General features: G+C 71.5%; 25 protein-coding genes. 15 read left to right on the top strand and 10 right to left on the bottom strand.

All coding sequences use genetic code 11. The features are described from left to right. Positions 1-3: 3 nt before the first annotated feature. From AB8A24_RS15745 to AB8A24_RS15755, 3 genes are all read right to left on the bottom strand, one after another. On the bottom strand, positions 4-945 hold the full coding sequence (locus AB8A24_RS15745; protein ID WP_369476148.1) for a 3-oxoacyl-ACP reductase: 942 nt from the start codon (positions 943-945) through the stop codon (positions 4-6). 33 nt (positions 946-978) lie between these two features. Further along, complete coding sequence (locus AB8A24_RS15750; RefSeq protein WP_030730669.1) at positions 979-2,055, bottom strand: Zn-dependent alcohol dehydrogenase; 1,077 nt, start codon at positions 2,053-2,055, stop codon at positions 979-981. A gap of 148 nt (positions 2,056-2,203) precedes the next feature. Then, entirely contained in the window at positions 2,204-3,058 is an 855-nt protein-coding gene (locus AB8A24_RS15755; RefSeq protein ID WP_369476149.1) for a MaoC/PaaZ C-terminal domain-containing protein, read from the bottom strand. 286 nt (positions 3,059-3,344) lie between these two features. Here AB8A24_RS15755 and AB8A24_RS15760 point away from each other — a divergent pair, with 286 nt between their 5' ends. The 4 genes from AB8A24_RS15760 to AB8A24_RS15775 all read left to right on the top strand — a co-directional run bounded on the left by AB8A24_RS15760 (position 3,345) and on the right by AB8A24_RS15775 (position 5,258). Beyond that, a complete protein-coding gene (locus tag AB8A24_RS15760) occupies positions 3,345-3,698 on the top strand; it encodes a DNA-binding response regulator (protein WP_369476174.1) in 354 nt (117 codons plus the stop codon). Positions 3,699-3,877: 179 nt separating this feature from the next. After that, complete coding sequence (locus tag AB8A24_RS15765) at positions 3,878-4,441, top strand: RNA polymerase sigma factor (RefSeq protein WP_328963532.1); 564 nt, start codon at positions 3,878-3,880, stop codon at positions 4,439-4,441. Then, entirely contained in the window at positions 4,428-4,697 is a 270-nt protein-coding gene (locus tag AB8A24_RS15770; protein ID WP_328963531.1) for a hypothetical protein, read from the top strand. Before AB8A24_RS15765 ends, AB8A24_RS15770 begins: the two co-directional genes overlap by 14 nt. 129 nt (positions 4,698-4,826) lie before the next feature. Then, entirely contained in the window at positions 4,827-5,258 is a 432-nt protein-coding gene (locus AB8A24_RS15775; protein ID WP_328963530.1) for a hypothetical protein, read from the top strand. Between the two features lie 34 nt (positions 5,259-5,292). Here the strand turns inward: AB8A24_RS15775 and AB8A24_RS15780 are convergent, their stop codons facing one another. From AB8A24_RS15780 to AB8A24_RS15790, 3 genes are read right to left on the bottom strand one after another with little or no spacing between them, the layout of a single operon-like run. After that, positions 5,293-5,808 (bottom strand): YcxB family protein, encoded by a 516-nt coding sequence (locus AB8A24_RS15780; RefSeq protein ID WP_328963529.1) that lies wholly within the window; start codon positions 5,806-5,808, stop codon positions 5,293-5,295. Between the two features lie 46 nt (positions 5,809-5,854). Then, positions 5,855-7,069 carry a lipid-transfer protein gene (locus AB8A24_RS15785; RefSeq protein ID WP_369476152.1) on the bottom strand — a complete coding sequence of 405 codons (1,215 nt, stop codon included), beginning with the start codon at positions 7,067-7,069 and terminating at the stop codon, positions 5,855-5,857. 12 nt (positions 7,070-7,081) lie between these two features. After that, positions 7,082-9,214, bottom strand: a complete 2,133-nt coding sequence (locus AB8A24_RS15790) for an acyl-CoA dehydrogenase (protein ID WP_369476154.1) — start codon at positions 9,212-9,214, stop codon at positions 7,082-7,084. Positions 9,215-9,345: 131 nt separating this feature from the next. On the opposite strand from AB8A24_RS15790, the gene AB8A24_RS15795 reads away from it, so the two are divergent. The 5 genes from AB8A24_RS15795 (at position 9,346) to AB8A24_RS15815 (ending at position 12,749) form a co-directional block, all read left to right on the top strand. Further along, positions 9,346-9,969 (top strand): histidine phosphatase family protein, encoded by a 624-nt coding sequence (locus AB8A24_RS15795; RefSeq protein ID WP_328963526.1) that lies wholly within the window; start codon positions 9,346-9,348, stop codon positions 9,967-9,969. Between the two features lie 206 nt (positions 9,970-10,175). Beyond that, on the top strand, positions 10,176-10,553 hold the full coding sequence (locus AB8A24_RS15800) for a peptidase inhibitor family I36 protein (RefSeq protein ID WP_266391017.1): 378 nt from the start codon (positions 10,176-10,178) through the stop codon (positions 10,551-10,553). 127 nt (positions 10,554-10,680) lie between these two features. Then, positions 10,681-11,508, top strand: a complete 828-nt coding sequence (locus AB8A24_RS15805; protein WP_369476156.1) for a hypothetical protein — start codon at positions 10,681-10,683, stop codon at positions 11,506-11,508. Between the two features lie 110 nt (positions 11,509-11,618). After that, entirely contained in the window at positions 11,619-11,972 is a 354-nt protein-coding gene (locus tag AB8A24_RS15810) for a hypothetical protein (protein ID WP_030730637.1), read from the top strand. A 102-nt stretch (positions 11,973-12,074) separates the two neighbouring features. Continuing rightward, positions 12,075-12,749, top strand: coding sequence for a DNA alkylation repair protein (locus AB8A24_RS15815; protein ID WP_328963524.1), 675 nt, complete (start codon positions 12,075-12,077; stop codon positions 12,747-12,749). Positions 12,750-12,756: 7 nt separating this feature from the next. Here AB8A24_RS15815 and AB8A24_RS15820 read toward each other — a convergent pair whose 3' ends face one another. From AB8A24_RS15820 to AB8A24_RS15830, 3 genes are all read right to left on the bottom strand, one after another. Beyond that, on the bottom strand, positions 12,757-14,325 hold the full coding sequence (locus AB8A24_RS15820) for a serine/threonine-protein kinase (RefSeq protein WP_328963523.1): 1,569 nt from the start codon (positions 14,323-14,325) through the stop codon (positions 12,757-12,759). 92 nt (positions 14,326-14,417) lie between these two features. After that, on the bottom strand, positions 14,418-14,684 hold the full coding sequence (locus AB8A24_RS15825; RefSeq protein WP_328963522.1) for a DUF397 domain-containing protein: 267 nt from the start codon (positions 14,682-14,684) through the stop codon (positions 14,418-14,420). Further along, positions 14,644-15,492, bottom strand: coding sequence for a helix-turn-helix transcriptional regulator (locus tag AB8A24_RS15830; RefSeq protein ID WP_328963521.1), 849 nt, complete (start codon positions 15,490-15,492; stop codon positions 14,644-14,646). Before AB8A24_RS15830 ends, AB8A24_RS15825 begins: the two co-directional genes overlap by 41 nt. Positions 15,493-15,699: 207 nt before the next feature. Between AB8A24_RS15830 and AB8A24_RS15835 the strand changes: the two genes are divergently transcribed. The 6 genes from AB8A24_RS15835 to AB8A24_RS15860 all read left to right on the top strand — a co-directional run bounded on the left by AB8A24_RS15835 (position 15,700) and on the right by AB8A24_RS15860 (position 20,923). After that, positions 15,700-16,002: a protein kinase gene (locus tag AB8A24_RS15835; RefSeq protein WP_328963520.1), complete on the top strand. Its 303-nt coding sequence runs from the start codon at positions 15,700-15,702 to the stop codon at positions 16,000-16,002. Positions 16,003-16,097: 95 nt separating this feature from the next. Then, positions 16,098-16,742 (top strand): class I SAM-dependent methyltransferase, encoded by a 645-nt coding sequence (locus tag AB8A24_RS15840; RefSeq protein WP_161290481.1) that lies wholly within the window; start codon positions 16,098-16,100, stop codon positions 16,740-16,742. Positions 16,743-17,130: 388 nt separating this feature from the next. Further along, positions 17,131-17,724 carry a hypothetical protein gene (locus AB8A24_RS15845; protein WP_369476160.1) on the top strand — a complete coding sequence of 198 codons (594 nt, stop codon included), beginning with the start codon at positions 17,131-17,133 and terminating at the stop codon, positions 17,722-17,724. Positions 17,725-17,831: 107 nt separating this feature from the next. Beyond that, positions 17,832-18,833 (top strand): N-acetylmuramoyl-L-alanine amidase, encoded by a 1,002-nt coding sequence (locus AB8A24_RS15850; RefSeq protein WP_369476162.1) that lies wholly within the window; start codon positions 17,832-17,834, stop codon positions 18,831-18,833. A 153-nt stretch (positions 18,834-18,986) separates the two neighbouring features. Next, the gene (locus AB8A24_RS15855; protein ID WP_328963517.1) at positions 18,987-19,811 is read left to right on the top strand and encodes a hypothetical protein; all 825 of its coding nucleotides are present in this window, start codon (positions 18,987-18,989) and stop codon (positions 19,809-19,811) included. 101 nt (positions 19,812-19,912) lie between these two features. Continuing rightward, entirely contained in the window at positions 19,913-20,923 is a 1,011-nt protein-coding gene (locus tag AB8A24_RS15860; protein ID WP_369476164.1) for an LLM class F420-dependent oxidoreductase, read from the top strand. A gap of 10 nt (positions 20,924-20,933) precedes the next feature. Here AB8A24_RS15860 and AB8A24_RS15865 read toward each other — a convergent pair whose 3' ends face one another. Beyond that, a complete protein-coding gene (locus tag AB8A24_RS15865; protein WP_369476166.1) occupies positions 20,934-21,320 on the bottom strand; it encodes a hypothetical protein in 387 nt (128 codons plus the stop codon). Positions 21,321-21,657: the final 337 nt, after the last annotated feature.

Here is a 21,657-nt window from a genome sequence, read left to right on the forward strand (position 1 = left end):
GACTCAGGCGTGCTTGAGGCCCAGGACCTCCGTCGCGGCGAAGGTCTCGTTCGCCGGGCGGGACGCGTAGTGCGGGGTCAGGAGCTCGTCGAGCTCCTCGTAGGAGAAGGACTCCTTGGCCGTGTCGAACTTGGCGGCCACCCTCGGGCGCTCCATGACGGCCACGATGCCGCCGTGCACGACGAACAGTTGGCCGTTGGCCTTGGCGGAGGCGGGCGAGGCCAGGTAGCCGACGAGCGGTGAGACGTGCTCGGGGGCGAGGGCGTCCAGCTTGCCCTCCTCCGGGACCGCGAAGCCGGCGAAGACGTCCTCGGTCATCCGGGTACGGGCCCGCGGGCAGATGGCGTTGGCCGTCACCCCGTACTTGGCGAGCGCCAGGGCGGTGGAGGTGGTCAGGCCCACGATGCCGCCCTTGGCCGCCGCGTAGTTCGGCTGACCGGCCGAGCCGCCGAGGAAGGCCTCGGAAGAGGTGTTGACGATCCGGCCGTAGACCGGGCCGCCGGCTGCCTTCGACCGCTCGCGCCAGTGCACGGAGGCGAAGTGGGTGGTGTTGAAGTGGCCCTTGAGGTGGACCCGGATCACCGAGTCCCACTCCTCCTCCGACATCGAGAAGACCATCCGGTCGCGCAGGATGCCCGCGTTGTTGACCAGGATGTCCAGCTTCCCGAAGTCGGCCACCGCCAACTCGATCAGCTCCCGCGCCTGCTCGAAGTCGGCCACGTCGCCCAGGTGCACCACCGCCCGACCACCCGCGGCGCGGATCTCCGCGGCGACCTCCTCCGCCGGGGCGGCCGAGGCCTCCCCGGAACCGTCCCGGCCCGGCCGGCCGAAGTCGTTGACGACCACGCTCGCGCCGAGCCGCGCCAGCTCGATCGCCTCGGCCCGGCCGAGCCCGCGGCCCGCGCCCGTCACGATGGCGGAGAGCCCCTCAAGTGGGAGTGACATCCGTAGCGTTCCTCTCGCAGGTCTCGGAGCAGGTCAGAGTTCGATGCAGGTGCGCAGGGCCACGCCCGTACGCATCTGGTCGAGCGCGTCGTTGATCTCGGCGAGCTGCACCCGGTGCGTGATCAGGCTCGCCAGGTCCACCCGGCCGGCCCGCCACAGGGCGATGGTGCGCTCGTAGGAGCGGAGCACGTCCCCGCCGCCGTACATCGACGGCAGGATCTTCTTCTCGTCGAAGAAGAGCGAGAACATGTCGATCTGGTAGTTGTCGTCCATCGCGCCGGCGCCGACGATCACCACGCTGCCGCCACGGCGGGTCATCTTGTAGGCGGTCTGCGCGGTGGCGGACTTGCCGACGACCTCGAAGACGTAGTCGAAGCCCTCGCCGCCGGTGATCCGGTTCTTGGCGTCGTCGAAGGCCTCCGGGCCCACGGCCTCGGTGGCCCCGAACCGCAGGGCCGCCTCGCGCCGCGACTCCACCGGGTCGACGGCGATGATCTGGGCCGCGCCCTGGACCTTGGCGCCCTGGATGACGGATATGCCGACGCCGCCGCAACCGATGACGGCGACCGAGGATCCGGCCTCCACCTTGGCGGTGTTGATGGCCGCGCCGAGGCCGGTGGTGACACCGCAGCCGATCAGCGCGGCGATGTCGAAGGGCACGTCGTCGGGGATCGGGACGGCGCACGCGGCATCGACCACGAGTTCCTCGGCGAAGGTGCCGGTCGCGGCGAAGCCGAAGATGTCACCGCCCGCGCGGCGGAAGTTGGGGGTGCCCGCGTTGACCAGGCTCGCCAGGCACAGGTGGCCCTGGCCGCGCTTGCAGGACGGACAGTGGCCGCACGGCGGCAGCCAGCAGACGAGGACCCGGTCGCCCTGCTTGAGGGTGGTGACCCCGTCACCGACGTCGGAGATCACCCCGGAGCCCTCGTGGCCCGGGATGAAGGGGGCGGGCTGCGGCAGGACGCCGCTCATCGCGGAGAGGTCCGAGTGGCACAGGCCGGTGGCCTTGATCCGGATCTTCACCTTGCCCGGGCCGAGGCCCACGGCCTCCATGTCGTCGACGACTTCGAGCTTGTCCTGGCCGATCTCGCTCTGCAGTGCTGCGCGCACGGTGCGGCTCCTTGGGTCTCGTACTCGTACGGTCTGGTTCTCGTACTCGTGGCTACGCGTACTCGTGGCTACGCGTACTCGTGGCTACGCGTACTCGTGGCTACGCGTGCTCGTGGCTACGCGTACTCGTGGCTACGCGTGCTCGTGGCTACGCGTGCTCGACGACGGTGTCGGCGAGGACCGGCGCGTCGTCCCGTTCGACGGCGGTCACCGACACCAGGACCCGGCCGGGCTCCTGCCACATCCGGATGCGCAGCGTCTCGCCCGGGAAGACGATCCCGGCGAAGCGCGTGCGGTAGGCGCGGACCCGGGAGACGTCCCCGCCCAGGGCCGTGTCGACGACGGCCTTGAGGGTCATCCCGTACGAGCACAGGCCGTGCAGGATCGGCTGGTCGAAGCCGGCCGTCTTGGCGAACTCGGGGTCGGCGTGCAACGGGTTCCAGTCGCCGGAGAGGCGGTAGAGAAGCGCCTGGTCCTCACGGATGTGCCGCTCCTCGACGCGGTCCGGGGCGCGCTCGGGCAGTTCCTCCCGCACGGAGGGACCGCGCTCGCCACCGAACCCGCCCTCGCCCCGGACGAAGATCTGCGCGTCGCTCGTCCACAGGGGGCCGTCGGCGTCGGCGACCTCGGTGCGCAGGACGACGACGGCGGCCTTGCCCTTGTCGTAGAGGGCCGCGACCCTGGCGGTCGAGGTGGCCCTGCCCTTGACCGGGATGGGCCGGTGCAGCTCGATGGACTGGCCGCCGTGCAGCACGTTCGCGAGGTCGATCTCGATCCCGGGGGCGGCGAGGCCGCCCATCATGGCCATCCCGGCGCCGGCGACGGTCGCGAAGCTGGGGAGGACGTGGAGCTTGGATTCGAGGGTGTAGCGCAGCTCGTCCGGGTCGGTGGCCGGCCGGCCCGCGCCGAGGCCGAGGTGGTAGAGCTGGATGTCCTTGTGGTCCCAGCCGATGTCCCCCAGGCGGGGGTCGGCGGCGAGGGCCTTGGCGGCATCGATCGGCATGGGGATGCTGCTCCCTGTCGTTGGAGAACCGGGGCCGTGGAAGAGCCGGGGCAGAGCTGTGGAAGAGCCGTGGAAGACCTCGGTGCGGCCGTCCGCACCGTCGGCCGCACCGAGGTCGCATGCGGGGGCCGGTTCTAGAACGCGTTCTAGGCCCGGCCGGTGAGGGAATGTATAACGCACACCCCCACACTTGGGAAGACTCTTGACTTCACGTCAGATCCGCTGCGTGCGGAGCGTGTTGCACGCCCACCGGGGGGCGGGGCAATACTCTGCCCGCGTGGAAGAAATGCCTGCTGACCACCGTGAGGTCCGCGCCCTGCGCGTCCTGCTGGAGCCGCCGAATCCGGCCCTGGCGCTCCAGCTCGGCCTCCAGCCGGACATCGAGGTGGTCCGGGACCCCATGGCCCGGCCCGCGGTGGCCCTGGTGGAGGAGCTCGCGGCCGTCACCGCCCTGCTGGCCGACGATCCGGAGTGCCGGGTGCTGGTCCTGACGGGCTCGGCGCACCCCGGCCTCGCGGAGGCCGCCCTCGCCGCCGGCGCGGTGGGACTGGTGCTGCGGGACGGCCCGATCGGGGACCTGGCAGACTGCGTCCGGCGCGCCTCGACGGGCGAGACGGTGGTGGACCCGGCCCTGGAATGAACTCGATCGGATTCCGGTGAATCCTTTCGCGGTGCCCACGCCTCTTATGCATGTGCCGACGCCGAGTTCGGCACCTGACCTGGAGGTTGTCGTGACCACTCTTGTCGCCGTGGGCGCCGTCGTCCTGCTCCTGCTCTGCACCTGCACCGTCCTCGTGGCGCGCCGACGGAGCCGCTCCCGTGGCTGAGTCGACCTGGCCCGCCGAGCCACTGATCGTCGCCGCGCAGCGCGGGGACCTCGACGCGGTCACCGCGCTGGTCTCCGGATCGCACCCGAACGTGCGGAAGTTCGCGTACTCGCTGTGCGCCTCCCCCGAGGACGCCGAGGACGCGGCCCAGGAGGCGCTGATCATCCTCTACCGGCGGATCGGCATGCTGCGCGCGTCCGGCGCCCTGGCCTCGTGGATGTTCCGCATCGTCCGCAACGAGTGCCTGCGCCGGGCCCGGCTGGTGCCCCGCGAGCGCTCCGCTCCGCTGCCGGACACCGGCGAAGCGGTGATGTCGGCCGAGGACGAGGTGTTGGAACGCCTGGAGGCCGCCCGGGTGGCGCGGGCGATCGCCGCCCTCCCCGCCGAGCAGCGGCGGGTGCTGATCATGCGGGACATCCAGGGCTACAGCGGCCGCATGGCCGCGGACGCGCTCGGGCTCAGCCCCGCCGCGATGAAATCACGGTTGCATCGGGCCCGCGCGGCCCTCCGGCACACCCTTTACCCGACTCCTGGAGGCGACGATGCCGATCACTGACGGCCCCGACTTCGCGAGCTCCACCCTGCCCCGACACCTGGTCCGCGGCGCCATCGGCATCGGCGCCCTGGCCGGCTCCGTCGCCCTCCTCCCGCTCTACGGCCCGATCACCCTGGCCCTCGCCCCGGTCGGTCTGCTGGCGCTGCGCGGCTGCCCGATGTGCTGGGCGATCGGGCTGGCCCAGACGCTGTCCCGGGGCCGCCTGCAACGGGAGTGCACGGACGACCGCTGCGAACTGAAGGTGGCACCCCGCTGATCCGGGCCTGCGGGCAGGGGCGCGAGCGTTCCGTCCCGGCCACCGATTTTGACGGAATCCGCCGCAGCGCGCGTGCGTGTACCGGAGCAGGATGAGGCTCCCTCAACCTAGTTCCGGGGAGACGGAATCATGCGCGTATCCGCCCTGTCCACCGCCGCCGCGCTCGTGGTCGCGACCCTCGCCGCGGGAGCCGTCCCGGCCACCGCCGACGCCCCGGCCGGGCCGCTCCTGGTGGTCCCCCTGGAGGCCGGCGACGGCCTCCACCACAGCACCGGGTCGGTGGCCTACGAGCGCGTCGACGGCGCGGCGAACGCGGTCAGGATCATCTCGGTGCACGTCACCGGCGGCGATCGTGACTGCGCCTGGCTGGACTGGAACGACCCGCACAACCCCACCGGCTGGAGCAGCCTGACCAGCGAACCCTCCTGCGGCGGCACCGGCCTGGGCGAGTACCCCGACAGGATCATCAAGGCGCCGGTCGGCCACCCGCTCAAGGTGCGCCTGGCCGCCTACCACTCCGACTCGGCCGAGGTGAAGCACAAGGACATCGAGAAGCTCTGACCCGCGTCCTGGGCCGTCTCCTCGGCAAGGGCCGCTACGCGCCGTCGCCGGCCTGCGCGTGCCCGAAGGCGGCGAGCAGGTCGTTCTCGCCCGGGGCGGTGAACAGCCGCTTGGGCAGCACCACGAGACACGTCCGGCGGCGCGTGTGACCCACGAACACGTGCAGCCGGGGCGTCTCGTGGTAGTAGCGCATCTCGTCCCACACGATCCGCTGCGACTCCTCGCCCCGGAACACCTCGATGCCCGCGTCGTCCACCACGACCCGCTTCTCCTCGGCGGCCCTGCCGCTACGGAAGCCCCGGGCCACCGCCCACCTCGGCAGCACCAGCAACGCGAAGAGGCCGTACGCCACCGCGATCCCGAGGGGGACGGGGTGCAGGGTGAGACCGTCGGAGGACAGCGTCACGCCCGCCGAAGCGAGCAGGACCGTACCGAGGGCGCCCACCACCCGGCCCCGCCGGAACAGCCCCGCGACCTTGGCGGCCTCGTCGTACTCGTCCCTGGTCGGGCTGCCGGTGGCGCTGAAGGATGCCTCGCGTATCTCGCTCACGGGGGCGGAGCCTAATGCCCCGCCCCCGTGGCCGAAAAGCGCGTTCCTATCCCCGCCGCAGGAGGGTCACCACCGCCGCGCCGCCCAGCCCGATGTTGTGCGCCAGCCCCACCCGCGCCCCCGCGACCTGCCGCGGCCCGGCCTCGCCCCGCAGCTGCCAGACCAGCTCCGCCGCCTGCGCCAGCCCGGTCGCCCCCAGCGGATGCCCCTTGGAGATCAGCCCGCCGGAGGGGTTCACCACCCACCGCCCGCCGTAGGTGGTCGCGCCCGACTCCACCAGCTTCCCGGCCGAGCCGTCCCCGCACATGCCCAGCGCCTCGTACGTCAGCAGCTCGTTGATCGAGAAGCAGTCGTGCAGCTCCACCACGTCCACGTCCTCGATGCCGAGCCCCGAGGCCTCGTACGCCTGCCGGGCCGCGGCCGCCGTCATCGGCTTGCCGACCACGTCGATGCAGGAGCCCGAGGCGAAGGAGGCCTCGGTGTCCGTCGTCATCGCCTGGCCGACGATCTCCACGGCCTTGTCGTGCAGCCCGTGCCGCACCACGAACCGCTCGGACACCACCAGCGCCGCCGCCGCGCCGTCCGAGGTCGGCGAGCACTGGAGCTTCGTCAGCGGCGCGTGGATCTCCTTCGCCGCCAGGATCTCCTCGACCGAGTACACGTCCTGGAACTGCGCGTTCGGATTGTTCGCCGAGTGCCGGTGGTTCTTCACGCCGACCGCCGCGAGCTGCGCGGGCGTGGTCCCGTACCGCTCCATGTGCTCGCGCGCCGCGTTGCCGAAGATCTGCGCCGTGGGCGGGGACATCTCGAAGCCGTGGCCCGCGGCCATGATCCCGTAGTGTCGGGCCACCGGTGAGGTCGTGAAGGATTCATCAGCGGCTCCGCCGCGGGCACCGCCGTCGGCGCCCCCGCCCAGCGCGCCGCGCTTCATCTTCTCGAAGCCCAGCGCCAGCACGCAGTCGCTGATCCCGCCCTGCACGAACTGCCGCGCCATCATCAGGGCCGTCGAGCCCGTCGCGCAGTTGTTGTTGACGTTGTAGACCGGCACCCCGGAGAGCCCCAGCTCGTACGCCGCCCGCTGGCCGGCGGTGGAGGCCTGGAAGCAGTAGCCCACCGGTACCTGTTCGACCAGCCCGTAGTCGATGCCCGCGTCCGCGAGCGCCGCCGATCCGGCCTCCCGCACCATGTCCCAGTACTGCCAGTCCCGCGACTCCGGCTTCTCGAACTTCGTCATGCCGACGCCCACGATGTACGACTTCATGCCCGACAACTCCTAGTCCCTGGGTAGGCCGAGGATCCGCTCGGCGACGACGTTGAGCTGGACCTGTGTGGTGCCCCCGGCGATGGTCAGGCAGCGGGACATGAGCATCCCGTGCACCGCCCGCTCCCCCGCCCCCTCCCGCACCGCGCCCGCCGGTCCCAGCAGTTCGAGCGCGAGCTCGGCGGTCCGCTGCTGGTGCGGGGTCTGGACGAGCTTGCGTACGGAGGCACCCGCGCCCGGCTCCAGCCCCGACACCTGCTGGAGCGTGGTGCGCAGCCCGATGCAGGCCAGCGCGTGCGCCTCGGCGGCGAGCGCGCCGATCCGCGCCCGGTAGGTGCCGTCGAGGTCGGCGGCGCGCGCGAGGAGCACCTCCAGGCCGGTGTCGAAGGTCATCTGGTCGGCCATGTGGACGCGTTCGTTGCCGAGGGTGTTGCGGGCCACCTTCCAGCCGCCGTCGGCCGCGCCGACCAGCGCGTCCGCCGGGAGGTCCACGTCGTCGAAGTACACCTCGTTGAAGAGGGCCTCGCCGGTGATCTCCTTCAGCGGCCGGATGTCGATGCCGGGGGTGTTCTTCATGTCGACGACGAAGTAGCCGAGCCCCTTGTGCTTGGGCGCGGCCGGGTCGGTCCGGGCCAACAGGATCCCGAAGTCGGCGCTGTGCGCGGAACTCGTCCACACCTTCTGGCCGTTGACCCTCCAGGAGCCGTCCTCCCGCCGCTCCGCCCGGGTCCGCAGCGAGGCCAGGTCGGAGCCCGCGCCCGGCTCGGAGAAGAGCTGGCACCAGGTGACGTCGCCGCGCAGGGTCGGCCGGAGGTAGGCCTCCCGCTGCGCCTGCGTCCCGTAGGCGAGCAGCGAGGGCACCACCCAGGTGGCGATCCCGAGGTCGGCGACCTTGACCCCGGCCGCGGCCAGCTCCTGCTGGACGACGAGCTGCTCGACGGGGCCCGCGCCGAGCCCGTACGGGGGCGGCAGGTAGGGGGCCGCGTAGCCGGTGGGGGCCAGGATCCGGCGCGCGGCGGCCGGATCGAGTCCGCGCGCGTCCTCGATGGCGGTCCGGGCCTTCGCCCGGTACGTCTCGGCCTCCGCCGGGAGTTCCAGGCGCAGCTCGCGCCGCGCACCGCCCGCCGCGCAGCGCACGGCCCGGACCCGGTGCCCGTCGCCGGGGCCCAGCAGTTGGCGGGCGACGAGGGCGCGCCGCAGGTAGATGTGGGCGTCGTGCTCCCAGGTGAAGCCGATCCCGCCGAGGATCTGGATGCAGTCCTTGGCGCAGGTGTAGGCGGCGTCCAGGGCGGTCCCGGCGGCGAGCGCGGCCACCAGCGAGCGCACGTCGGCGGGCTCGTCCATGGCCTGCGCGGCGTCCCAGGCCAGCGCCCGGGCCTGTTCCAGTCGGACGAGCATGTCGGCGCACAGGTGCTTGACGCCCTGGAACCGCCCGATGGGCCGGCCGAACTGCTCGCGGACCTTCGCGTACGCGGCGGCCGCGTGCAGGGCCCAGGCGGCCGTGCCGCAGGCGTCCGCGGCGAAGAGCGTGCAGGCCAGGTCCCGGACCAGGGCCGCGTCCAGGGCCAGCAGCCGGTCCGGGGCGGCGGCGACACCGCGCGCCCGCACCTCGGCGGTGGGGCGGGTGGGGTCGGCGCTCTCGTGCGTACGGATGTCCAGCGCGGCGGCGTCCACGGCGAACCAGCGGGTGCCGTGCGCGGCCTCGGCGGCCAGCAGCACCAGATCGGCCTCGCCGGCGCCGAGGACGGGCGGGGCGAGGCCGTCGAGCAGGTACCCGCCGCCCTCGACGGCGACGGCGGTCAGGGTCCCGGGCCCGAGCGCGACCGCCCCGACCCGGCCTTCGAGCGGCTCGGCGCCGGCCCGCTCCAGCAGTACGGAGGCCAGCGCGCTCGGCAGGTACGCCCCGGGCAGCGCGGCCCGGGCGGCCTCCTCGACGACGACGGCCAGGTCGAGCAGGGTGCCGCCGTCCAGGTGCGGGTCGAGCAGCCCCTGTGCGGTCAGCGCGTCCCAGTAGGCGGGCCGCGCCCCGGCCTGCGGCGGGGTGTCGAGCAGCTTGCGGACCTCCTCGGGAGGCACGGCCCGCGCAACCCAGCCGCGCACCGCCTCGGCCAACTCCCGCTGCTCCTGCGTGATTCCGATGCCCATGCGCGGCAGACTAGAACACGTTCCAATCTGACGGAAGGTCAGATGGGGGGTGAGTCGGAGGCGGGAACCGGCACCGGGAGGGGCGACGTCCACCGATGCACAAGATCGATCACCGGTTCGAAGGAGTCAGAATGACCGGCACGGCCACCCGATACCTCTATCTCGTCCGCCACGGCGAGGCGCTGCCGGACGAGAGCGGGCTCACCGAGAACGGCCGCCGGCAGGCCGTCCTGCTCGGCCGACGCCTCCAGGACGTCCCCCTCGCGGCCGTTCACCACGGCCCACTGCCCCGGGCGGAGCAGACGGCACGCCTGATCGGCGACCAGCTGGCGGACGTCCCCCTGCACCGCTCGGAGGCGGCCGGCGACTACGTCCCGTACCTGCCGGGCCGCGAGGAGCTCCCGCCCGAATCGGCCGACCTCTTCCTGCGCTTCCTCGAAGGCGCCTCCGCCGAGGAGCGGGAGCACGGGCCCGCGCTGGCCCGCCGGGCGATGGACCTGTTCACCGGGCCGGTGGACGGCGACGAGGATCGGCACGAGCTGGTCGTCACGCACAACTTCCTGGTCGCCTGGCTCGTTCGGGACGCCATGTTCGCGCCGAAATGGCGCTGGCTCGGCCTGAATCATTCCAACGCCGCCCTGACGGTCATCCGGTACGCGCCCGACCGGCCCGCCTCCGTCCTGTTCTCCAACGACATGCGGCACCTGCCGAATGAGCTGCGATGGACCGGTTTTCCGCCCGAGTTGCACATCTGAGTGCACCACCGGTAGGAGGGTCCACCGAACCCAATACACCTCAACTCGGGCTTATATACAGGCTGTTGAGTACCAATCGACCGTTCACTATAGTCGGCACCGACACGGCCGGCCCGGGTCCGAGCGTGCCGCATTCGGGAACCAACTCCCCTTCGTCGCGCCCGATTCGGCGTCGGCGAGAACACCACGACGTAGGGGGATGAATCATGCGCATGAAGAGGACCCTGGCACTCTTGGCCGCCGCAGCCGGCGTCACGATCGGAATGGCCACCCCGGCCAGCGCGTACGCCTGCCAGACCGGCTTTTTCTGCCTCTACTACAACTCCAACCAGGCCGGAGCCCGATGGTTCACGGACGGGGATGTACCCAATCTCGCCGGGGAAGAATTCACCACGTGGGCCACTGGTGAGGGTGAGCCGGTGAAGAACAATGCCGCGTCGACCCAGAACGCCTCGAACTACTGCTACCGGGTCTACTACAACTCGAACTACGCCGGCCCGTACGACACCGTTCCGGCTCACTCGTCCCGGAACCTCGTGAACACGTACAACAACAACGCTTCCGTCCGGGACCTGATCTGCTGAGCATCGGCACCTGGACCGGGAAAGGGTGTTCCGCAACCGCCGTCGCGGCCGCGGAACACCCTTTCCTTGCCACCCGTAGAGGAATCCAGTGAACGTGACCACCCTTTCCTCCCGAGCGTGTGCCGGTATGGCGGTGCTCCTGCTCCCGCTCCTGTCGGCGTGCACGGCCGACCCCGCCGACCCGGGCGAAACCCCGGGCCCGACCGCGGCGCACCGGCTCGCCGACAGCAAGGCCCTCAAGCTGCCGCTGGACGATTACCTGCTGACGACGATCGACGCGGGCGGGCTCGCCCGCGGCCGCGATTCCCTCATGCAGCGGTGCCTGGGCGGATTGGGCGCCCCGTACACCCCCGAAGCGCGGGGAAGCGCCGATATCGAAACGAACGAGCGGCGCTACGGCCTGGCCGATGCGGAACTCGCGAAGCAGCACGGATACCACGTGCCAGACATGGTGAAACCGGCCGAAGACTACCCATCGGCGATCATGCCGCTCGTCACGGGCGAAGCAACCACGTACAACGGCCTCCCGGTACCGGAAGGCGGGTGCGCGGGGCAGGCGCAGCGGGAACTTCACGAGGCCGATCTGCAGGGAGCCCTGGCCCTTCCCCAAAAGCTCAACATGGAAAGCTACCTGAAGTCCCAGAAGGCCCCCGCGGTGGTGAAGGCGACCGAGGCATGGTCGGCATGCATGAAGGAATCCGGTCACACCTACCCTGATCCGCTCGCCGCGATCAACGACAAGGAATTCAGCGCCGCGACCCCCGGACCCCACGAGAAGGAAGTGGCGCTCGCCGACGTCCTGTGCAAGCAGAAGGTGAACCTGATCGGCATATGGTCCGACGCCGAAAGCGAATACCAGCAGTTCGCCATCGAAACCAACAAGAGCACCTTGGCAGAGCCGCTGGCCGCCAAACAGAAGACCATGGCCGCCGCGAAGGCCGCGGCCGGGCAGTAGGAGCTCGTGACCGCCGGCGCGGAAATCGCGTGGCCGCCCGGTTCGCGGTGCCGGTATCGTCCGGTCCCCCGACCCGCCGTACCGGCGGACCCGTTCAGAGAGCGACGCACATGACCAGCCCCCGGACCACGACGACCCTGTGGCGCCCCACCGGCCCCGAGGAGCTGGCCCTGGTGCGGGAGCTGAACTGGCGTGCGTGGCCGCCCCGACTGCCCGAGCAGCCGATCTTCTACCCGGTCCTCAACGAGGACTACGCGATCAGGATCGCGCGGGACTGGAACGTGAAGCACAGCGGCGTCGGCTTCGTCACCCGCTTCGAGGTCGACTCGGAGTTCTTGAGCCGCTACCCCGTCCAGCAGGCGGGCGGGCGGACCATCCTCGAGCTCTGGGTTCCGGCCGAGGAGCTGGACGACTTCAACGCCCACATCGTCGGCGAGATCCAGGTGACCCACGAATTCCGCTGAGGCGGGTCACCGACCCGACCGGAAGCGGCCCCGCGCACCGGCATGACCGGTCCGGGCGCCATAGGCTGGCCGGAACTCATCCACGACGGGCGGGAGGCCGAGATGACCGGGACGACGGTCGAGCAGGTCATGGCCGAGCTGGCGGCGCTGGAGGACCCGCGGATGCGCGAGGTCAACGAGAGGCACGGTGACGATCACGGTGTGAACCTCACCAAGCTGCGCGCGGTCGCCAAGCGCCTCAAGACGCAGCAGGACCTCGCACGCGAACTCTGGAAGACCGAAGACACCGCGGCCAGGCTCCTGGCGCTGCTGATCTGCCGCCCGAAGGCCTTCGAGCGCGACGAGCTGGACACCATGCTGCGCGAGGCCCGCACCCCCAAGGTGCACGACTGGCTCGTGAACTACGTCGTGAAGAAGAGCCCGCACGTCGAAGAACTGCGTCTCGCCTGGTTCGCGGACCCCGATCCGGTGGTCGCGAGTGCCGGCTGGGCGCTGACCACCGAACGGGTCGCGAAGAAGCCGGCCGGCCTCGACCTCCCGGGGCTGCTCGATGCCATCGAGGCGGAGATGAAGGACGCCCCGGAGCGGCTGCAGTGGGCGATGAACCACTGCCTGGCCCAGATCGGGATCGAGCACCCCGAGTACCGCGCCCGCGCCATCGACATCGGCGAGCGCCTGGAAGTCCTCAAGGACTATCCGACTCCCCCGAACTGCACGTCTCCGTTCGCGCCCGCCTGGATCGGCGAGATGGTGCGACGGCAGCAGGAGAAGCAGTAGGAGGGGTTCAGCCGGATGTGACCGGCACCGCCTTGAGCGCCGCCTTGGCGACCTCCTTGGCCTTCTGCTCGCACGCCCCGGGATGGTAGAGACCGACCCGGACGACCAGATTGCCGTGCCGGACGGAGAGCGCACAGGTCCACTCGGTGGTGCCGTCGGACTCCCAGTACGCCCCGTCGCCGAACCCGAGGTTGTTCACCCGCTTCCCCCTGGCCGCGTCCGTGGCGAAACCGGCCTGCTGGAGCCTCGCGTTGGCCCCGTCGTCACTTCCCCGCTTGACGTCCCACCGGACCAGCGCGGTCCGCCGACCGGCCAAGGAGTCGTACCAGGTGCACATCGTGTGCACCTCGGTCTTGTTCGCGCTGTGGAAGTCCTCCTTGGCATCCCGCCCGGTCAGCGAGATGTACTGGGTGGCCTTCTGGCAGGCCGGCACGTCGGCGTAGGCCGCGGGATCGGCGCCTTCCGCCACCCGGTCCAGGGTGTACGCACCCACGCCGACGCCCGTCGCCACCAGCATTCCGGCGGCCACCAGCGCCACCGTCCGCGACCGCCTCCGGGGCGGGATCGACGCCGGCTCGGTCGGCGGGCTCGTCGGCCGGGGAAGGACGACGGACGGCGGGGTGGACTCCGTGGCCCCGGCCGCCCGCTCCACCACCTCATCGGACTCGGGCTCGCGCTCCGGCTCCGGCTCGGGGAGCGGTTCCGGCGGCGCAACCACGGTCTCCGTGTCTGCGGACAACAGCCGGTCGATGTCGGCCCGTTGCGCGGCCAGCATCCGGTCCACGGCGGGCGGCCACTGCAGGCCTGCCGGAGCGACCGGCCCGAGGAGTTCGAGCAGCTGCGCCGGCGTGGGCCGGGCGGCCGGATCCTTGGCCAGGCAGCGCTCCACGATCCCGCGCAGCCCGACCGGTACCGCACTGAGGTCGGGGGTGGAGTGCACCACGTCGTAGAGCGTCCGGAGGGTCGACGTCCCGGCGAAGGGGCTGCTGCCGGTGAACGCCATGACCAGCAACGAGCCGAGCGAGAACACGTCGCTCGCCGGGGTCAGCGACTTGCTCTCGGCCTGCTCGGGCGACATGAACGACGGCGAACCGATCACCCACCCGGTACGCGTCAGCCCGGTGTCCCCCTCCGCCTCGGCCTCGGCCTCGGTGACCCGTGCGATACCGAGGTCGATGACGCGCACGCCGTCCTCGGTGAGGAGCACGTTGTCGGGCTTGAGGTCCCGGTGGATCAGCCCCGCCCGGTGGATCTCCGCGAGCGCCGACGCGAGTCCCGCCGCCAGCCGGTGGACGACGGCTTCCTCCAGCACGCCGTCCGTCTTGACCATGGCCCCGAGCGAGGGCCCGGACACGAACACCGAGGCCAGCCACGGGGTCGGCGCGTCCGGGTCGGCGTCCATCACGGCAGCCGTATAGGCACCGGAGACCTTGCGCGAGGCCGCGACCTCGCGCCGGAAACGGGCCCGGAAGCCCTCGTCGTCGGCGAAGTGCGCGAGCACCTGCTTGACGGCGACGAGCCGCCCGTCAGGCCCCGCGCACAGCAGTACCCGCCCCATGCCCCCCTGCCCGAGCACGCCGGCCACCTTGAACGGCCCCACGTGCGTCGGACCTGCCGGTCCTACGCGCTCCATTCCCCCCGACTCCCTCCCCGTCGTCAGGGAGCGGATCATACCGAGACGGACTTCACGAAGGCCTCGAACGCCGCGGGGTGGACGGTGAATACGGGACCCTCGGGGTTCTTGGAGTCCCGGACGGCGACGCGGCAGGGCTGCGCGGCGATCTCGACACAATCACCGCCGGTGTCCCCGCTGTACGAGGCCTTGAGCCAGCCGGTGTCACCGAGCGGCGCGCACTCGACGCACTGGCCGCCGGTGTCGGAGCTGTACGAGGACTTACGCCACTGCGCGCCCGTCAGGTTCCGGTTGGTGTCCATATCGCTCCTCCATTACGCGGGCGATCCGTGCCACCGAGTCCTCCAGGGACAGGGCGGCTGCCTGCAAATGATCGTATCGGAGCGAACCCTCCCTGAGAGCTTGTGGATTGGCCGTCATATGGCCCTGTACGAAGTCCTCGGTGTAGACGAGGTCCGGGTCGCCGTCGAACCGCATGAGACTGAACGATCCTGGCTGCCCGGCATGAGCACCTGCCTCGAAAGGCAGAATCTGCACCTGCACCCACTGCCGCCTCTGCTGGGCCAACAAATGGGCAAGTTGATTCCGCATGACCTCCCGGCCGCCGATCTCTTGGTGCAGCACGGCCTCGCTCATCACCACCCACATCAGTGGCGGATTCTCGCGGTCGAGTACGCGCTGGCGCTCCATCCGGGCGGCCACCTTCGCATCGAGGTCGCCCTCACTCCACACCCCCAACACCGCCCGCGCGTACGCCTCCGTCTGCAGCAGCCCGTCCACCAACTGCGCCTGATAGGTGGAGAGGTAGGTGGCCCGCGCCTCCATCTCCGCGTACGGCTGGAACCAGGTCGGCAGCACGCTCCGCAGCACCAGACCCACCAGCCGCGAGAACACCCCGCCGGTGCCCAGCGCCGCGTCCACCCGCTCCGAGAAGTCCCGGGTCGGGACGCGCTTCGTCGTCTCGATCTGGCCGACCAGGGAGCCCGTACAGAAGATGATCTCGCCCAACTGCGCCTGCTTCAGGCCCGCCTGCTCCCTCAGCCGCCGCAGTTCGTACCCGTAGTAGTCCAGCGGCGAGGCGCTGGGATCGAGCTCGCGGATCTTGACCATGAGGTGGTCACCCCCAAGTGCACGCTGTGCGTTCGGCGTTCGTTTCGCCCTGTAGCCGAGCGTAATCAGCCGGATGCGCTCCGGTGGTGCGAATCATGCGATCGGTCGCGGTCGGTCAGAAGCGGTCGTCAGTCGCTCCGCGCGTATGCGGCGATAATGCTCTGCCGAACTGATCTTGCGGTGACGGGGGCCTGGCAGGTGCGGGAAGTGATCGAAGACCGGTACGCGCTGGCCGAGTTGCTCGGCCGGGGCGGCTTCGGCGAGGTGTGGCGGGCCGAGGACAGCCGGGTGGGCCGCCAGGTCGCGGTCAAGATCGGATATCCGCAGACGCCGGAGGACACCCGCCGCTTCGAGCGGGAGGCCGGCCTCGCCGGGAACCTCGCGCACCCCAACATCGCCACCATCCACGACTTCGGGCGCACCGAACGCGAGGGGCGAGCCGTACGGGAGCAGCGGCGCGCCGAGGGGGCCGGTGGGACGGGTGGCCTGTCCCGGCTGTTCGGCCGCTGACCGGGAGGCGGCGTACGAGCGTGCCCCGGCCGTAGCGCCCTACCGGCGGGTAAGGCAGCATGGGCCGCCACACGTCGCTCAGCAGGAGGAACACCATGGCCGCCCAGCCCAAGCCGGAGACCCTCGCCGCCTTCGAGGCCGCCAAGGGGTTCATGCCCGTACGGGAGGGTCTCGCCCTGTACGAGGCGGCCACCGCGGCCGGGGCGCTCGGGCTGCCGCTGCTGGAGGTCGGCACGTACTGCGGCCGCTCCACCATCCTGCTCGCCGACGCCGCCCGCGAGGCCGGCGTGGCGGCGATCACCGTCGACCACCACCGGGGCAGCGAGGAGCAGCAGCCGGGCTGGGAGTACCACGACCCGACGGTCGTGGACCCGGAGGTCGGGCTGATGGACACCCTGCCGACCTTCCGCCGGACCCTGCACAAGGCCGGGCTGGAGGACCACGTGATCGCGATCGTCGGCCGGTCCCCGCAGGTCGCGGCCACCTGGGGCGGCAAGCTCGGCTTCGTCTTCATCGACGGCGGCCACACCGACGAGCACGCGACCGGCGACTACGAGGGATGGGCCCCGCACGTCGCGGAGGGCGGCACGCTCGTCATCCACGACGTCTTCCCGGACCCGGCCGACGGCGGCCAGGCCCCGTACCGCATCTATCTGCGGGCCCTGGCCTCCGGCGCCTTCGAGGAGATCTCCGTCACCGACTCGCTGCGCGTGCTGCGGCGTACGGGCGCGGGCGTCTAGGCCGTCTCTTCCGGATCTTGCCGGGCCCGGCCCGCCCGGCACGGCACCTCGCCGCGTTGTCGGGGCACTCGAGTACGGCCAGTACACGGGCGCCCCTCCGCCTTGCGAGGCACCGCACCGGACGACCCGGGCTCACCCGACAAGATCCGAAAGAGACGACCTAGTGCGGTGACCGGCACGGTTCGCCGGGTCGCTCGTCGTGCTCGGTCCGGGTAGCTCGATTTCCACTTCCGGCGACCGTACGCGAAACCGTAGGCTGCCACCGCAGCTATTTCGGCGCCCTGGTTCCCGCGCAATCGCCGGTACGGAACCCGGGGAGATCACCGACCCGCCCACCGGCGACCCGTAGACAGGGAAGACCGACGTGAATTCATCGCGCACTCGCGCCATGTCCATATTCTTAGCCCTTGTCGCCGGTGCGGTGATCGGCGCGCTCGGCGCACTCTCGGGCAAATTCGACACCCCGATCTTCCACATCACGGGCCTCGTCTTCTCCGGGGGATGGTCGTGGGCGTGCCTGGCCTTCCTCGTCGGGTACGCCCGGCGATCGAAGATCGAGTCCGCCGTGCTGGCTTCTTCGACACTGGCCGTCGGCGTGGTCGTCTACTACACGCTCAAGTGGCTGAGCCCCGTCGCTCCGATCGGAATGTCGGCGGACGGGATGGAAGTGGAAGGCGTCTCGTCGGGAATGCTCGCCTGGGGAATTGCCGCTTTCCTTTTCGGCGCCCCGATGGGTCTCTTCGGGAATCTGGCGCGGATCCCCGGAATCGGCGGACTCCTCTTCCGTCTCCTCGTTCCGCTGATCGCCTTTGTCGAGACATCCGCACGCCTGGAAGCGGAAGCGGGTAACGCGGCTTTCGGCGACGTGACCTGGGGCACGATTCGTGTGCTCGCCGTCCTCATCGCCCTGGCGCTCGTGGGGCACGTGGTGTGGGGGTGGGCGCGCTCGGCGCGGAAGCGTGAAAGCCAGGCCTCGCACTGAGGGCAGCCGGTCATCCGACCTGATGAACGCCGGGCAGACAATCGCACCACGCCTTCGGATGGCCTACGGTCCGGACGAGGGTCGGGAGGCGGGTCTAGCATCGCGGCGTGCGCTACGACAACAGTCCCCCGCCCCCCGAGTCCGGCTCGTCCATCGACCCGCACCGGCCCTGGTTCACCCGACGCTCCACGCTCGTCGTCGGGGTTGCCGCGCTCGCCCCGGCCGCTCTGGCGGGCTGGGTCCTGACCCAGGCGTTCGCCGGGTCGGGGTCCGACGGGCAGTCCCACTCGGCGCCGCTGCCCGCCTCGCACTCGGCTCTCTCGCCGGGCCAGCGGGACGCGAAGCCGGGCTCCACCGCCGGCGAGAGCGCGAGCGCGAGCCCCAGTGCGAGCACGAGCACCCCCGCGGCCGCGCCCGCACCCGCACCCGCCAAGGGCCCGCTCACCGGCAGGACCGTGGTCGTCGACCCCGGCCACAACGCCGGGAACTTCGAGCACACCGAGGAGATCGACCAGCAGGTCGACATCGGTACGAACCGCAAGGAATGCGACACCACCGGCACCACCACCAACGCCGGCTACAAGGAGGCGGACTTCACCCTCGACGTCTCCCGGCGCCTGCGGACCGCCCTGGAGGCCCAAGGCGCCAAGGTGGTCCTCACCCACCAGGCCGACCGCCCGTGGGGCCCCTGCATCACCGAGCGGGCCCGCATCGGCAACGAGGCGAAGGCCGACGCCGTCGTGTCCGTCCACGCCGACGGGGTCTCGGCGGGCAACCGCGGCTTCCACATCATCCTCCCGGCCAAGGTCAAGAGCGGCGCCGCCGACACCGCGAAGATCGTCGAACCGTCCCGGCAACTCGGTGAGCGGATCGCCGGGAACTTCGCCCGCACCACCGGCTCCGCGCCCGCCAACTACCTCGGCAGCGGCACCGGATTGGTGGTGCGCGACGATCTGGGCGGACTGAACCTGTCAACTCAGCCCAAGGTGTTCATCGAATGCGGCAACATGCGTGACGCCAAGGACGCGGCGCAGCTGACGAGTCCGGAGTGGCGACAGAAGGCGGCCCAAGGCATCGCGGACGGCATCGTCGGCTTCCTCGGCGGGTAGGTCCTCTCGGGAGTCCGGCGGGACCGCCCGCCGACCCGATCATCTCGGCCGTCGGAAACCTCCGTACCATGGTGCCGCCCGCCCTGCTGCAGACACGCTCTGCGACCGTGGCACCACGAGACGACGACCGAGACCGAGAAGGACACCTGAGACGTGAACATCCGCTCCCTCACTCGAGGCGACGGCGTGGTGATCGGAGCAGCGGCGCTGCTGTTCATCGCCTCGTTCCTCGACTACTACTCCGCCACCGGTGTCGACCGGCCGAGTGCGTGGGACCTCGATTCCAACCACCTGACGCTCCCGACCGTCTTCCTGATCGGCTTCATCGCCGCCGGTCTGCTGATCGCGTCCCGCTTCCAGCCGGAGCGCAAGGTGCTCGGCCTGCCGCTCACGGCGTGGGGCACGGTGCTCGCCGTCTCCGCCGCCTGGTCGGCGCTGTGGGGGCTCATCGCGTGCCCTGACATGCTCGACCTGGGCGCCGGCGCCATCCTCGCCTTCATCGCCACGCTCGCCCTGGCCGGCGTGGCCCTGGCCGGCGCGAAGATCCCGGCACTGGCCGGCCAGCTCGTCCCGGAACCGCGGCCCGCCGCGGTCCCGCCGTACGGTGGCCAGCCGGGCCAGCCCCAGCCGGGTGCCGGCTACGGCTACCCGGGCGGGCAGCCGACCCCGTACGGCGCCACCCCGCAGCCGGTCCCGCCGTACGGCGGCACGCCGAACCCGGGTCCCGGTCCGCAGGACGCGCAGCACACCCCGGCCCCGACGCCGGCCCCGGCGGCGGACTTCACCCCGTTCTGGTTCGCGGTGCCGGTCGCCCGCCCCCTGTACGCGGAGGACGGCTCGCCGACCCCGATCGCCGAACTCGCCCCGGGCACCTGGTACCTGGCCGTCGAGCAGCGTGGCGCCGCCACCCTGATCGCCCAGACCCAGGACGGCCGCCGCGGCGTCCTGAACGACACCTCGGGCATCCAGCGCGGCTGACCGCCACCCGGACCCAGGCCGACGGGCCCCCCGCCCTTCCGGGCGGGGGGCCGTTGCCCTACAGTCACCTGACGCCTCGTCAGATTCTGGAGGGACCGTACATGCGCCTCGGACTCGCACTCGGCTACTGGGGCCGCGGCCCCCACCCCGACCACCTCGACCTCGCCACCGAGGCCGAGAACCTCGGCTACCACTCGGTCTGGACCGCCGAAGCCTGGGGCTCGGACGCCTTCACCCCCCTGACCTGGATCGCCGCGCACACCTCCCGGATCCACCTCGGCACGGCCATCGCGCAGATGGCCGCCCGCACCCCGACCGCCACCGCCATGCACGCCCTGACCCTGGACCACCTCTCCGGCGGCCGGATGACGCTCGGCCTCGGCCTGTCCGGGCCGCAGGTCGTCGAGGGCTGGTACGGGCGCCCCTTCCCCGCCTCACCGCTCACCGCCACCCGCGAGTACGTGGACGTCGTCCGGCAGGTGCTGCGCCGCGAGGGCCCGGTCGCCCTGGACGGCCGCTTCCACACCCACCCGTACCGCGGCGAGGACGGCACCGGCATCGGCAAACCGCTGAAGCCGATCACCCACCCGCTGCGGGCGGACCTGCCGATCCTCCTCGGCGCGGAAGGCCCGAAGAACATCGCCCAGACCACCCGGATCGCGGACGGCTGGCTCCCCCTGTACTGGTCCCCCACCCGCACCGACGTCTACCAGGCCTCCCTCACCGACCTCCCCGAGGGCTTCATGATCGCGCCGATGGCTCGCGCCAAGGTCTGCGACGACGTCGCCGAGGGACTGCTCCCGGTCAAGGCGATGCTCGGCTTCTACATCGGCGGCATGGGCCACGCGGCCCGCAACTTCCACGCCGACCTGATGGCCCGCATGGGCTACGAGGAGGAGGCCCGCCGCATCCAGGAGCTGTTCCTCGCGGGCCGCAAGGAGGAAGCGGTCCTGGCCGTACCGGACGCGTTCGCCGAAGAGATCTCCCTCATCGGCCCCAGGGAACGGATCGCCGAACGCCTCGACCTCTGGCGCAAGGGCCCCGTGACCGACCTCCTCCTGACGGCCCCGGACCCCCACACCCTGCGCGTCCTCGCGGAACTCAACAGCTGAGACGGGGACCTCAGGATTCGGCCTGCGGCACGCACTCCAGCAGTTCCCGCACGTCCAGCGGCATGACGGCGATCTCGATGCTCCCGCTGCCGTCGTAGGCGCAGGTGACGATCCGCGAGCCGGGGTTGATGACGATCCCCTCCTTCACGGAGGGCACCCGGATCCCGGTGGCCCGCCCGCCGGGCAGCGCCACGGGCTCCCCCCGCTGCGGAACCCACCGGGCCGCGCCTTCCTCGGCGTACACCCGCCCGGCCCGCCACCGACCCTCTCCGGCCGGAATCCGGACCATGCAGGGGATCCCGGGCACGGGCCCGGTGGCCGTCCGCGCACGATGCTTGCGCCGCAGCAGCCACCCGGCCCCCACGGCGCCGAGTACGACCCCTGCGATCTCGATCACCCACCCATTGAACCAGCCGTTGCCCTGGCCGGGCGGTGCGGGTCCTGTCCCCGGGTGCGGCCCGGTGGGCGCCGTTGCCCTGGCCGGGCGGTGCGGGTCCCGTCCCGGGTGCGGCCGGGTGGTCGCGCCTCAAACGCCGGCGGGGCTGGGTCGGGCTTCGGGTGGGGCGGTGCCCCTCCGGGGGCTCTCCTCGGCTCGCGCGGCGCGGCCATGGTCATGCGGTGCGACCTCGGTTGCGCGCTCGTCCTGCGGGGAGCCCCCGCAGTGTCACCGCCCCACGGCCCCTGGGAGGGGGGGGGCGGGGCCGCCCGGGGGGGGGGGGGGGGGGGGGGGGGGG

This window comes from Streptomyces sp. BF23-19, assembly GCF_041106355.1.
GTDB classification, from domain to species: domain Bacteria; phylum Actinomycetota; class Actinomycetes; order Streptomycetales; family Streptomycetaceae; genus Streptomyces; species Streptomyces virginiae_A.